General features: G+C 60.3%; 11 protein-coding genes, 6 tRNA genes and 1 pseudogene. 13 read left to right on the top strand and 5 right to left on the bottom strand.

Translation table 11 applies throughout. The annotated features are described in order from the left end of the window. Positions 1–15 precede the first annotated feature (15 nt). A complete protein-coding gene (gene djlA / locus I6L37_RS00315) occupies positions 16–849 on the top strand; it encodes a co-chaperone DjlA (protein ID WP_216993001.1) in 834 nt (277 codons plus the stop codon). Positions 850–917: 68 nt separating this feature from the next. Here the strand turns inward: djlA and I6L37_RS00310 are convergent, their stop codons facing one another. Then, entirely contained in the window at positions 918–2,369 is a 1,452-nt protein-coding gene (locus tag I6L37_RS00310; protein WP_216993000.1) for an aminoacyl-histidine dipeptidase, read from the bottom strand. Positions 2,370–3,341: 972 nt separating this feature from the next. Between I6L37_RS00310 and gpt the strand changes: the two genes are divergently transcribed. From gpt to I6L37_RS00285, 5 genes and pseudogenes are all read left to right on the top strand, one after another. Beyond that, complete coding sequence (gene gpt / locus I6L37_RS00305; RefSeq protein ID WP_026457557.1) at positions 3,342–3,809, top strand: xanthine phosphoribosyltransferase; 468 nt, start codon at positions 3,342–3,344, stop codon at positions 3,807–3,809. A gap of 122 nt (positions 3,810–3,931) precedes the next feature. Next, positions 3,932–5,197 (top strand): esterase FrsA, encoded by a 1,266-nt coding sequence (gene frsA, locus I6L37_RS00300; RefSeq protein WP_124239573.1) that lies wholly within the window; start codon positions 3,932–3,934, stop codon positions 5,195–5,197. A 62-nt stretch (positions 5,198–5,259) separates the two neighbouring features. Beyond that, positions 5,260–5,652, top strand: a complete 393-nt coding sequence (gene crl / locus I6L37_RS00295; protein ID WP_216992999.1) for a sigma factor-binding protein Crl — start codon at positions 5,260–5,262, stop codon at positions 5,650–5,652. A 154-nt stretch (positions 5,653–5,806) separates the two neighbouring features. Beyond that, entirely contained in the window at positions 5,807–6,910 is a 1,104-nt protein-coding gene (gene proB, locus I6L37_RS00290; RefSeq protein WP_061477127.1) for a glutamate 5-kinase, read from the top strand. Between the two features lie 15 nt (positions 6,911–6,925). After that, positions 6,926–8,197 (top strand): annotated as a pseudogene (locus I6L37_RS00285) (glutamate-5-semialdehyde dehydrogenase); the annotation flags it as partial. A gap of 84 nt (positions 8,198–8,281) precedes the next feature. Here I6L37_RS00285 and I6L37_RS00280 read toward each other — a convergent pair. The 4 genes from I6L37_RS00280 to rsgA are packed head-to-tail and all read right to left on the bottom strand — an operon-like array spanning position 8,282 to position 10,733. Beyond that, complete coding sequence (locus I6L37_RS00280; protein ID WP_042028274.1) at positions 8,282–8,533, bottom strand: DUF2960 domain-containing protein; 252 nt, start codon at positions 8,531–8,533, stop codon at positions 8,282–8,284. A gap of 4 nt (positions 8,534–8,537) precedes the next feature. Then, a complete protein-coding gene (locus tag I6L37_RS00275) occupies positions 8,538–8,786 on the bottom strand; it encodes a VF530 family DNA-binding protein (RefSeq protein ID WP_019839449.1) in 249 nt (82 codons plus the stop codon). Continuing rightward, on the bottom strand, positions 8,783–9,670 hold the full coding sequence (gene asd, locus I6L37_RS00270) for an archaetidylserine decarboxylase (RefSeq protein ID WP_216992997.1): 888 nt from the start codon (positions 9,668–9,670) through the stop codon (positions 8,783–8,785). The genes I6L37_RS00275 and asd overlap by 4 nt, the downstream gene beginning before the upstream one ends. A 28-nt stretch (positions 9,671–9,698) precedes the next feature. Continuing rightward, entirely contained in the window at positions 9,699–10,733 is a 1,035-nt protein-coding gene (rsgA, locus tag I6L37_RS00265) for a small ribosomal subunit biogenesis GTPase RsgA (protein ID WP_216992996.1), read from the bottom strand. Between the two features lie 92 nt (positions 10,734–10,825). Here rsgA and orn point away from each other — a divergent pair, with 92 nt between their 5' ends. The 7 genes from orn (at position 10,826) to I6L37_RS00230 (ending at position 12,159) form a co-directional block, all read left to right on the top strand. Next, complete coding sequence (gene orn / locus I6L37_RS00260) at positions 10,826–11,371, top strand: oligoribonuclease (protein WP_216992995.1); 546 nt, start codon at positions 10,826–10,828, stop codon at positions 11,369–11,371. 178 nt (positions 11,372–11,549) lie between these two features. Continuing rightward, positions 11,550–11,625 (top strand) — tRNA-Gly (locus tag I6L37_RS00255). A 36-nt stretch (positions 11,626–11,661) separates the two neighbouring features. Further along, positions 11,662–11,737 (top strand) — tRNA-Gly (locus I6L37_RS00250). 32 nt (positions 11,738–11,769) lie between these two features. Continuing rightward, a tRNA-Gly gene (locus tag I6L37_RS00245) sits at positions 11,770–11,845 on the top strand. Between the two features lie 24 nt (positions 11,846–11,869). Continuing rightward, positions 11,870–11,945, top strand: a tRNA-Gly gene (locus I6L37_RS00240). Between the two features lie 24 nt (positions 11,946–11,969). Further along, positions 11,970–12,045 (top strand) — tRNA-Gly (locus I6L37_RS00235). A gap of 38 nt (positions 12,046–12,083) precedes the next feature. After that, positions 12,084–12,159 (top strand) — tRNA-Gly (locus I6L37_RS00230). Positions 12,160–12,167: the final 8 nt, after the last annotated feature.

Genomic DNA, 12,167 nt, shown 5'->3' with positions numbered 1-12,167 from the left:
AAGAGGTCTTGAACCATGCGTATTTGGGGTAAGGTGCTCGGCGCCTTCTTCGGTTTTCTGCTCGGCCACCTGATTGGTGCCCTCATCGGCCTCTGGATTGGCCACCGTTTCGATCGGGGCATGGGATTGCAAAGTGCGTTTCGCCGTGGGCCGACTCAGGAGCAGCAGGCGGTCTTCTTTCATGCCACTTTCGCCGTCATGGGGCACATTGCCAAGTCCAGCGGTCAGGTGACCGAGCAGGAGATCCGGGTGGCCTCCAACCTGATGGATCGGATGCGACTGGCAGGGGAGCAGCGAGCCCGCGCCCAGGAGTCGTTCCGTCAGGGCAAGGAGGCCGGTTTTCCGCTGCACGAGACCTTGGCCGAGTTTCGTCGTGCCAGCCAGGGGCAGCGGGACATTCTGCGCTTCTTTCTGGAAGTACAGCTGCAGGCCGCGTTTGCCGATGGCCGGGTTGAGGATGGGGAACGTGCCATCCTGCACACCATCGCCGACGAGCTGGGCTTCAGCCGTATCGAGCTGGCCCGGATCCTGGCCATGGCCGAAGCGCAGATGAACTTCTTCAATCGCGCCCATGGCCAGTACCAGGGCGGTGGTGCGGGTGGCCAACAGTATCGTCAGGAAGCACCGTCAGCCGATCGTCTCAAGGATGCTTATCAGCTGCTCGGGGTGAACGAGAGTGACAGCGATCAGGATATCAAGCGTGCCTATCGCAAGGAGATGAGCAAGCACCACCCCGACAAGCTGGCCGCCAAGGGGCTGCCACCCGAGATGATGGAGATGGCCAAGGAGAAGGCCCAGGAGATCCAGCAGGCCTGGGAGTGGATCCGCGAAGCCCGCGGCATTCGATGACCTGTTCTCGCCGATGACAAAAAGCCCCGCACGATGCGGGGCTTTTTGTTCAGCGCAGGAACCTTGGCTTACTTGGCCGGGATCTGCTCCAGCACGCGGGTCAGCAGCTGCCAGAAGCGCTCGACCGCGACGATGTGCACCTTTTCGTCCGGGGAGTGGGCGCCGCGGATGGTCGGGCCGAAGGAGACCATGTCCCACTCTGGGTAGGCGCTCTTGAACAGCCCGCACTCGAGGCCGGCGTGGATCACCATGATGTTGGGGCGGCTGCCGAATAGCTCCTCATAGGTGCCGCGCACCAGCTCCATCACCGGGGAGTTGACGTTCGGGGCCCAACCCGGGTAGGCGCCGGTGAACTCGCAGCTGGCGCCGGCCAGGGTGAACAGGGAGCGGGTCATCTGCTCGATCTGATTGCGGCCCGAGTCGATGAGGGAGCGGATCAGGCACTGGACGTACACTTCCCCGTCCAGGGTCTTGATGACGCCCAGGTTGGTGGAGGTCTCGACCACGCCGGTCATGCTGTCACTCATGCGCATCACGCCGTTCGGGCAGGCCATCAGGGCATCCAGCAGGCGATCGCGCAGGGAGGCGCTCATCACCTTGGCGGGGGCGGCAGTCTGGGTCAGCAGGAGGGTCAGGTGTGGCTCGGTGGCGGCCAGCTCGGTCTGGTAGATGCCGGTGAAGCGATCGACCAGGGCCTTGAACTCGGCGACGTTGGCACCCGGCACCACCAGGGTGGCACGGGCCTCACGGGGGATGGCGTTGCGCAGGGTGCCGCCATGGATCCCGGCGAGCTCCACATTTAGGGCCTGGGCGGCCTTGAGCAGGCGCACCAGCAGCTTGTTGGCGTTGCCGCGACCGCGGTGGATATCACCGCCGGAGTGGCCGCCGACCAGCCCCTTCACCTGCAGCTCGAACGCCTCGCCCGCCGGAGCGGCGGTCAGCTCGAGGGGGAAGCGGATGTTGGCGTCGACGCCACCGGCGCAGCCCATGTAGACCTCACCGTCCTCTTCGGAATCTGTATTGATGAGGATCTCGCCCTCCAGCCAGCCGGCCTCGAGGCCGAAGGCGCCGGTCATGCCGGTCTCTTCGTCGGAGGTGAGCAGCACCTCCAGCGGGCCGTGCTTGAGGCTCTTGTCGGCCAGCACCGCCAGGCAGGCGGCCATGCCGACGCCGTTGTCGGCGCCCAGGGTGGTGCCGCGGGCGGTGACCCATTCACCGTCCACGTAGGCATCGATGGGGTCCTTGGTGAAATCGTGCGGGGTATCGGCGTTGGCCTGGGGCACCATGTCGAGGTGCGCCTGCAGCACTACCGGCTTGCGGTTTTCCATGCCCGGGGTAGCGGGCTTCTTGATGAAGAGGTTGCCGACCTTGTCCTGCTTCACCGCCAGCCCTTCGGCGCTGGCCCACTCGGTGATCCAGCTGGCGAGCGCCTGCTCGTGCTTGGAGGGGTGGGGGATGGAGCAGATTTTCTCGAAGAACTGCCACACCAGGGTGGGAGAGAGGGAACTCAGTTGTGCCACGTCAGGACTCCTTACCAGCACGGAATAGTGAGAGGCCCCGTCAACGGGCCCGGGAAGTGGATAACGATAATACAGCCAATCGCAGAAAAATGTGAGCAGACAGCGTAAATCTCGGGTCGGTTATGCTGCCGGGGAAGGCTGTGGTAGGCAATGATCAGGTTCGAGGAGGTCTGGCTGGTGGAAAAGAAATTATGTGACGCATCTCACAAAAAAGTTGAATTTATGGCGCCGACTGGTAAATTAGCTCCCGTGGTTCGCCACCCGTCAGGATGACGATGAAAGCCTCCAGGGAACCGAAGCAAAGACAAGTGCGCCTCCATGGAACCGAGTGTTCGTTCAAGGATTTGAGCCCGCATTAAAGGTACGTAACTTGTTAAGCAATCAGGAGTTTAAAGATGCCAGGCAGCAACTCAACCTATTGGTTCGCCCCGTCTCTCTATACCCAGGGTTTCAGCTACCCTAACCCCTTCGTCACCCGTCGCTAAGACGGTCTGTCCGAACAAACGGACAACCCGCCTGTGACAAACAGGCATGACGAGAAAGCAGCAGGTGTGTGAGGTAAATCCTCCTCCCTGCTATTTTTTTATCTGCTGTTTGGCGTTGTGATGGATTTTGCGTCAACCGGACGGGTAGTCGCTTGGTCATTTGGCTCTTTATATGAGTCATCTGGGGATAATCTGGACGATCTTTCCTTCATTTGGCATACGTTTGCCAGTCATTTTATCTGCAAACGGTGCTATCATACCGGCCCAACAGCCTGTCCGCGGTGTTGGCACTCCATGCAACCGATCGCCGGATATGCCCATCTTGCTTCCACTGCCATAGATCCGCTGCCGAGGCTTAGCCCTGAGGCAGCCAAAGTGCAATCTGAATTCAGTCGAGCAAGGGCCGTCATTGCTTGGTTATCGGGGAAGCGTCCCGGTTACCATCATTTTAAGTGATTGTTTTAAATAACTATTCGAGATCGATAACATGCCGAAGAAGTTTTATGTATCGTGGGACAACCTGCAACGTGAAGCGCGCCGTCTGGCCCGTCGTCAACTGCCAGTCAGCCAGTGGAAAGGGATCATCGCGGTCAGCCGTGGCGGCCTGGTGCCCGCTGCCCTGATGGCCCGTGAACTCGGCATTCGCAACGTGGAGACCCTGTGCATCTCCAGCTATGACCATGACAACCAGCGCGAGCTGGTGGTGGTCAAGGCCGCGACCACCGCAGGGGATGGTGAAGGTTGGCTGGTGGTGGACGATCTGGTGGATACCGGTGGCACAGCCAAGGCGATCCGCGAACTCTATCCCCGCGCCAAGTTCATCACCATCTTCGCCAAGCCGATGGGCGAGCCGCTGGTAGATGACTTCGAGGTTGCCATTCCGCAGGATACCTGGATTGAACAACCCTGGGACATGGCGCTGGAGTTCACCACGCCAATCTGCGACGAAAAATAACAGTTTCACAGGGCTCCACTTCGGAGCCCTGTTTTTTTGTCTGTCAATTGGGCCTGGGGTGGCTGTGTGACGACAAATCTGGTTAAGATGAACCATTGCCTGATCATGAATGAGATTTTACCTTGGACTTGAACGACGACCTCAACCTGACCGACCGACTGTTTACCCGCGTCAAGAAGGTATTGGAGACTTCCGAGATATCCAATACCAGTCCGGCGGCGGAAGAGGGCGAGTCAGAGGAGATGTTTATCGATGGCTCCCTGTCAAATCGCTGGTATCGTCTGCTGCGGCGCCCTTCCTGGGCCTGGCAGGGCGCCGATCCGGTCGAAGTGGAGCAGACCCTGGCGCGCATCGCCATGGCGACCGGGGAGCGAACCCATGATTGCTACTTCGATACCATCAAGGGTTATGTGCCGGGCAACTGGATCTATGAGTGGAGCCAGGTGGCCGGCACCTATTTCAAACGGGGACGCGAACTGCGCGAGCAGGGAGATTCGGCGGCTGCGCTGAAGCAACTGCTCAAGGCGGTGCGCTACTACTCCATCGCCAGCTACCCCCACCTCAAGAATGACGAGCTGGCGGATCAAGCCCAGCTTTTAGGCAACATGGCCTATCGCGAGGCGGGCCGGCTGTTCAAGGTGCCGCTCAAAGAGATCCAGGTGCCGTTTCGCGGCAAGCATATTCAGGGCTATCTGCACCTGCCGACCACCGACAAGCCGGTGCCTCTGGTGATCATCAGCGGTGGGATCGACTCCCTGCAGCTCGATTTCCTCGCCTTCTATCTCAAGCGGCTGGAACCCAACGGCATCGGCATGCTCTCGCTGGACATGCCGGGGATCGGCTATGCCGAACATTGGCCGCTGGTGCAGGACACCAGTCGCCTCCATCAGGCGGTGCTGCAGTATCTCTCCGAGGTGGCCTGGGTCGATCACCAGCGCATCGCCATGGTAGGCATGCGCCTTGCAGGGAATATTGCCGCGCGTTTGGCCTTCATCGAGCCTTTCAAGCTGCGTACCGTGGTGTGCGTGGGGGCGGGGGTCAATCAGGTATTCACCAGTCCTGAGCTTTTTGCAAAATGCCCTCGCATGATGCGAGACAGCCTGGCCAACCGGCTGGGAGAGGATGCAGCCCAGTGGGATACCATGCGCACCAAGTGCCAGGTATTTTCACTCAAAACGCAAGGATTGCTGGGGACTCGCACCTCGGTGCCGATATTAAGTATCGGGCACAAGAAAGATTTCATCTGTCCCGAGAGCGATGTCCGGGCATTGGCGGCGGCCAGCCGCAATGGCAAGGCGGTCGTGTTCGACAAGCAACCCTTGCTGGAGGTGTATGACCAGGCAATGGAGGAGATTGTCGAGTGGTTGAAACGACATCTGTGTGTCTGATGTCGCGCTAAAAATCTGATGCCATCACAAGGTGGCGCGGCTTGTTTAACAGGGAGGTTAACATGTCTGAAAGAGTGACCTACAAGCGACTGCTGAGGCAATTCGCTGCCATAGGCCCCTATCTGCGCGAGGATTTGTGTGAAGAGGGGCGTTATCGTTTCGACTGTCTGTCCGTCTGTGTCAGCGCAAAGCCGGCACCGGACAAGCGGGAGTTCTGGGGCTGGTGGCTGGTACTGGAGCAGGATGACCATCACTTCCGTTATCACTATCAGCTCGGTTTCTACGATGCCGACGGGGTGTGGCTCGACAAATCCGTCCCCAAGAAACACCAGGCAGAAGTGGAACGGACCCTCAATCACTTCTACAAGCTCCTGGTGGACAGATTGACCGTGCTTGAGTGCCACCTGGCGCCAGCCGAGCAGGTAACCAATGAACTGGCGGTCACCGCCGCCTGATCCCCGATACCCTGCGAGGGACTCATTCCCTCGCAGGGTTATTCTTGTCCTCCCCTTCGCGGATTTTCGCCCCTTCTTCCGACGTTAATTGCCTTGCAGGGCCTGATGGCCGTGGGTATAAAGGGATTCCTTACTTTTTAGCCTTTATGCTCCCATGGAAAACAGAACCATAGTCGTCAAGTTGGGCACCAGTGTGCTCACAGGGGGGTCTTCCCAGCTCAATCGTGCCCATATGGTCGAGCTGGTCAGACAGTGTGCGGCCTTGCACCGTCACGGCCATCGCGTCGTCGTCGTCACCTCGGGGGCCATCGCCGCCGGGCGTGAGCATCTGGGGCACCCGCCACTGGCGCCAACCCTGCCCAACAAGCAGATGTTGGCGGCGATAGGCCAGACCCAGCTGATCCGGGTATGGCAGGATCTGTTCAACCTCTATGGTCTGCATATCGGCCAGATGCTGCTGACCCGTGCCGATCTCGAGGACCGCGAACGCTACCTCAATGCCCGCGACACCCTGCGTACTCTGCTCGATCACCGCATCATTCCGGTCATCAACGAGAACGACGCCGTGGCCACCGCCGAGATCAAGGTGGGGGACAACGACAACCTCTCGGCTCGTGCTGCCATCCTGGCCGATGCGGATCTGCTGATCCTGCTTACCGACCAGAAGGGGCTGTTTACCGCCGATCCGCGCACCAACCCGGATGCCCAACTAATCGAGGAGGTGCAGACCATAGACGACACTCTGCGCAAGCTGGCGGGCGGCAGTGTCAGCGGCCTTGGCACCGGCGGCATGGCCACCAAGCTGCAGGCGGCCGACGTGGCCCGTCGTGCCGGTATCGACGTGGTGATCGCCACCGGCCAGGTGCCGGAGGTAGTGGGGCGCCTCGCCAGGGGCGAGCGTATCGGCACCCGTTTCCCGGCCCTGGCCACGCCGCTGGAAGGGCGCAAGAGCTGGATCCTGGCTGGCCCCCCTCCCCACGGCGAAGTGCATGTGGATCAGGGGGCCGTGGCCGCCATGCAGGAGAAAGGCTCCAGTCTGCTACCCAAAGGGATCGTCGCGGTCAAGGGGGATTTCGTGCGCGGCGACGTGGTGCGTATCCTGGGACCCAAGGGCGCCGAGCTGGCGCGCGGTATCTGCCGTTACAACCATCAGGAGCTCGACAAGCTGCAGGGCGTCCATTCGGACCAGATTGAACAGGTATTGGGTTACGGCTATGGCGCCGTGGCCATTCATCGGGATGATATGGTGCTGCTGTGATCGCAGCATCGGCATAAACAGAAGGGAACAGTCATGAGTCTGGAAAAAATGGGGCAGGCGGCCCGTGAGGCCGCCTATCAGCTGGCCACCGTCAGCACGGCGCAGAAGAATCGGGCGCTGGCTGCCATCGCCGACGAACTGGAGGCTCGAAGCGCCCAGATCCTGGCTGCCAACGAGAAAGACATCGCCGCTGGGCGCGAGGCGGGGCTGTCGGAGGCCATGCTGGATCGGTTGTTGCTCAATCCGGCCCGGCTGGCGGGGATAGTCGCGGATGTGCGCAAGGTGATCACCCTGGACGATCCGGTCGGTGCCGAGATCGACAGCAGGGTACTGGAGAACGGCCTGAGGCTCTCCCGTCGCCGGGTGCCCATCGGCGTCATCGGCGTGATTTACGAGGCACGCCCCAACGTCACCATCGATATCGCCAGCCTCTGCCTCAAGACCGGCAACGCCAGCATACTGCGCGGCGGCCGCGAGACCTTCCACTCCAATCTGGAGCTGGTGCGGGTGATCCAGAGCGCGCTGACCGCCTCAGGTTTGCCCGAGGCGGCGGTGCAGTACATCGACAACCCGGACAGGGCTCTGGTGGGTGAGCTGCTGCGCCTCGACCGCTACGTGGACATGATCATTCCCCGCGGTGGCGCCGGGCTGCACAAGATGTGCAAGGAGAACAGCTCCATCCCAGTCATCATCGGCGGATTCGGCATTAGCCATATTTTCGTGGACGAGAGTGCCGATCTGGTGCGTGCCTTGCCCCTCATCGACAACGCCAAGGTGCAGCGTCCCTCCGCCTGCAACGCCCTCGATACTCTGCTGGTGCACGAGAAGATTGCCGAGCGTCTGTTGCCTCAGCTGGTGAGCCTGATGAACGAGCGCAAGGTGGCGCTGGTGGCCACCCCGGAGGCCATGCCTCTGCTGGCCGGTGCCGAACAGCTGCGCGAAGCGGGGGCCGAGGACTTTGATACCGAATGGCTGTCGCTGACGCTAGGGATCAAGCTGGTGACGGACGTCAACGAGGCGCTGGCCCATATGCGCGAGCACAATGCCGGCCACTCGGACGCCATCCTCACCAACGATCTGGCCAATGCCGAGCGTTTCGTCAACGGTGCCGGTTCGGCAGCGGTCTATGTCAATGCTTCCACCCGTTTCACCGACGGCGGCCAGTTTGGTCTGGGGGCCGAAGTGGCGGTGTCGACCCAGATGCTGCATGCCCGTGGTCCCATGGGGCTCACCGAGCTCACCAGCTACAAGTGGGTGGGGCAAGCGGACTATCTGAGCCGCGCCTGATGTGTCCTGGCGCCAGAGATGAAAATGCCGACCCCGGGGTCGGCATTTTGTTTTTTGAAGGTTCCCGGCATCGCGCCCGGGTACTTATTCCTGGGGATCCCGCTCAATGACGATGTTGGAGAAGCCCAGCTCCTTGAAGTAGTTCTCGCGGTAATCCTTCACGCTCTTCTTGTCGCGCCGGCACACCTGGGCAAGCTGAGCCTCCATGGCATGGAAGCTGGCGAGGTCGATCCCTTCGGCGGCGGCAACGGCATCATAGATGCTGTTGAACTTGTCGTTGGCGTAGCCGATCTCCCTGGCCTGCTTCTTGTAGGTGTAAGTAATCTTGAACGCCATGGCGTTATTCCTTTGCTTTGGCCTGCTTGCGCTGGACGTACAGATAGAGGCTCTCGACCTTTTCCCGTGCCCAGGGGGTTTTGCGCAAGAACTTCAGGCTGGACTTGATGCTGGGATCCTGGGTAAAGCAGCGGATATTGATCTCCTGCCCCAGTTTTTCCCAGCCGTAGTGTTCGACCAGGGCGGTGACGATGGCTTCCAGCGTCAGCCCGTGCAGCGGGTTGTTCTTCTGGGAAGCTGGTTGATCGCTCATGCCTGCTCCGCCAGCTTGGCAAAGGGTTGACCCATGCGGGTGGTGACCCCGTTGGCCAGATGGGGCTCGAAACCGGCTAGCATGCCCGGACCAAACAGACAGACGACTGTGCTGCCGAGCTTGAACAGACCCATCTCGGCACCTTTTTGCAAGGTGATGGCCTCATCGCCGGTGTAGTCCCAGCGCACCACCTTCTTCTCTTTGGTTGGCGCGCTTTTGTTTGGTGCAATAGTGCCGGCCCAGATGGTCTCGATGCTGGCCACGATAGTGGCACCGACCAGCACCAGCGCCATGGGGCCGTGCGGGGTACGGAAGGTGGCCACCACCCGCTCGTTGCGGGCAAACAGGTTGGGCACGTTCTCGGCGGTGAGCGGGTTGACCGAGAAGAGATCCCCCGGCACGAACACCATGCTCTCCAGCACGCCGTCCAGCGGCATGTGGATGCGGTGGTAATCCTTGGGCGCCAGATAGATGGTGGCAAAGTCGCCATCCTTGAACGGCGCCACCAGATCCTCATAACCGCCCAGCAGCTCGCGGGCGCTGTAGTCGTGGCCCTTGGCCTGGATGATACGGCCTTGGCTGATGGGGCCGAGCTGGCTGACGGTGCCATCCACCGGCAGGGCCAGGGTCATGGCGTCTTCCACTACGGGGCGAATACCGGGCTTGAGTTCGCGGGTGAAGAACTCGTTGAAGCTCTTGTAGTGGGCCGGACTCTCGTGCAGCGCTTCGCTCATGTCGACCTGGTACTGCTTGATAAAGGCCTCGATCACCTTCGTGGTGAGGTTGCCCGCTTCGGCGGCGGCAAGCTTGCCGACCAGGCGGGAGAGGGCGTGTTTGGGCAGACAGTATTGACCGGCAATTTTCAGGTTGTCAGTAATGCTCATATTCATCATCAACGTAGGTTAAACAGGGTCACAGGCGTGCCTGTTGGCGACCGTGACGGGCTTCCTGCATGGTTTCCAGGATGCGGTGGTAGTTGTGGAAGCGATCGGCGCTGATGGCGCCCGCTTCGACCGCGGCGCGCAGGGCGCAGCCGGGATCGTCCTTGTGGGTACAGTCGCGGAACTTGCAGCCACCCAGATAGTCGCGAAACTCGACGAAGCACCAGGTGATGCGGTCGGCTTCCAGATGCCAGAGGGCGAACTCGCGGATCCCGGGGGAGTCGATGAGATCGCCGCCGCTCGGGAAGTGGTAGAGCCGCGCCGTGGTGGTGGTGTGCTGGCCGAGCCCCGAGTTCTCGGAGATCTCGCCGGTGAGCACATCCAGCCCCGGCATCAGGGCGTTGGTGAGCGACGACTTGCCGACCCCGGACTGGCCGACGAAGATGCTGATCTTGTCGGTCAGGGCGGCTTTCAGCTCATCGAGCCCTTCGCCGCTCTCGCAACTCATCAGCAGCACTTCGTAACCGAGTTTGCGGTAGGTTTCGAGTTGGCGCTCGATGCGCGCTCTGGCCGCATCATCGAGCATGTCGACCTTGTTAAGCACGATGAGAGGCTGGATCTCCACATCCTCGGCGGCCACCAGATAGCGGTCGACGATGTTGGTGGAGAACTCGGGCATCACCGCCGAGACGATGATGATCTGGTCGATGTTGGCGGCGATGGGTTTGACCCCGTCGTAGAAGTCCGGCCGGGTCAGCACAGAGTGACGCGGGTGCACCGCCTCGATGACGCCGGCGGTCGCGGCATTGAGGCCGGGACGCCACACCACCTTGTCGCCGCACACCAGGCTGCTGATGCTGCTGCGCCGCAGGTTGCTGCGGTGGATGGTGCCATCGCTCGCTTCTACGTCTGCATGCTGACCAAAGCGGCTGATCACCACCCCCTCGATGGCCGGCCCGAACAGGGTGTCATCCACCTCTGTGGTGTGCTCTTTTTGCAGCCGACGCTCGCGGTTGGCCTGGACGCGCCTTTGTTGACCCAGATTGAGTTTTGCTTTCTTTGCCACTCGATTCGCCAGTTTATGAACAGATCCAAAGCCAGTATGATACATGCAAATTGGCAAAATTCCGCCATTCCTCCCAACTTGAGAGAGCAATCATGACAGTCAGCGCGCAGAACCTGGTATGGATCGACATGGAGATGACGGGCCTGGATCCCGAAGAGAATGTGGTGCTGGAGATAGCCACCATCATCACCGACAAGGATCTGAATGTGCTGGCCGAAGGGCCGGTCATCGCCATCCACCAGAGCGACGAAGAGCTGGCCAAGATGGACGACTGGAACGTCAATACCCACACCAAGAGCGGTCTGGTGGCCCGGGTCAAGGCGAGCCAGCACGACGAGGCGAAAGCCGTCGCCGAGACCCTCGAGTTCATTCGCCAGTGGGTACCGGAGCGCACCAGCCCGCTGTGCGGCAACAGCATCGGTCAGGATCGCCGCTTCATGGTCAAGCACATGAGCGATCTGGAAGCCTTCTTCCACTATCGCAACGTCGACGTCAGCACCATCAAGGAGCTGGTACGCCGCTGGCAGCCGGAGTTGCTGGATCAGTTCAAGAAGAGCGGCTCCCACCAGGCGCTGGACGATATCCGCGAATCCATTGCCGAACTGCAGTTTTACCGCAGCCACGTCTTCAAGATCTGATGCCCAGGCAAGGGATTGCCCCGCTCTGGTTGCTAAAATCGACAGTTCGACCAGCTTTTGAGCGAACGCGCGCAACCAGACAAAAAAGCCCTTGCAATTGGAATGACTGCTCTTATAATTCGGCTCCCGTACAGTAGCGCAAGCAACCAAATGCTGTACGGTCTGTTTTAAGGTAGTTGCGGGAATAGCTCAGTTGGTAGAGCACGACCTTGCCAAGGTCGGGGTCGCGAGTTCGAGTCTCGTTTCCCGCTCCAAAATTTGATGATGACACTGGTGCAAACCAGCCCGATGCGGGAATAGCTCAGTTGGTAGAGCACGACCTTGCCAAGGTCGGGGTCGCGAGTTCGAGTCTCGTTTCCCGCTCCAATCATCAGCCAGCCTCAAGACAACCTAATGTTGCGGGAATAGCTCAGTTGGTAGAGCACGACCTTGCCAAGGTCGGGGTCGCGAGTTCGAGTCTCGTTTCCCGCTCCAAAAATTTGTAAGTGATATTCCGATGCGGGAATAGCTCAGTTGGTAGAGCACGACCTTGCCAAGGTCGGGGTCGCGAGTTCGAGTCTCGTTTCCCGCTCCAATCACTTGCAGATGACATTCTGTTGCGGGAATAGCTCAGTTGGTAGAGCACGACCTTGCCAAGGTCGGGGTCGCGAGTTCGAGTCTCGTTTCCCGCTCCAAACAGTTTCTAGTAGATATGTGTAAGTGACATTCCGTTGCGGGAATAGCTCAGTTGGTAGAGCACGACCTTGCCAAGGTCGGGGTCGCGAGTTCGAGTCTCGTTTCCCGCTCCAATCACTTG

The sequence above is a fragment of the Aeromonas sp. FDAARGOS 1407 genome (assembly GCF_019048725.1).
Classification (GTDB): Bacteria; Pseudomonadota; Gammaproteobacteria; order Enterobacterales; family Aeromonadaceae; genus Aeromonas; species Aeromonas enteropelogenes.
This window is presented reverse-complemented; position numbering and strand designations above follow the sequence as displayed.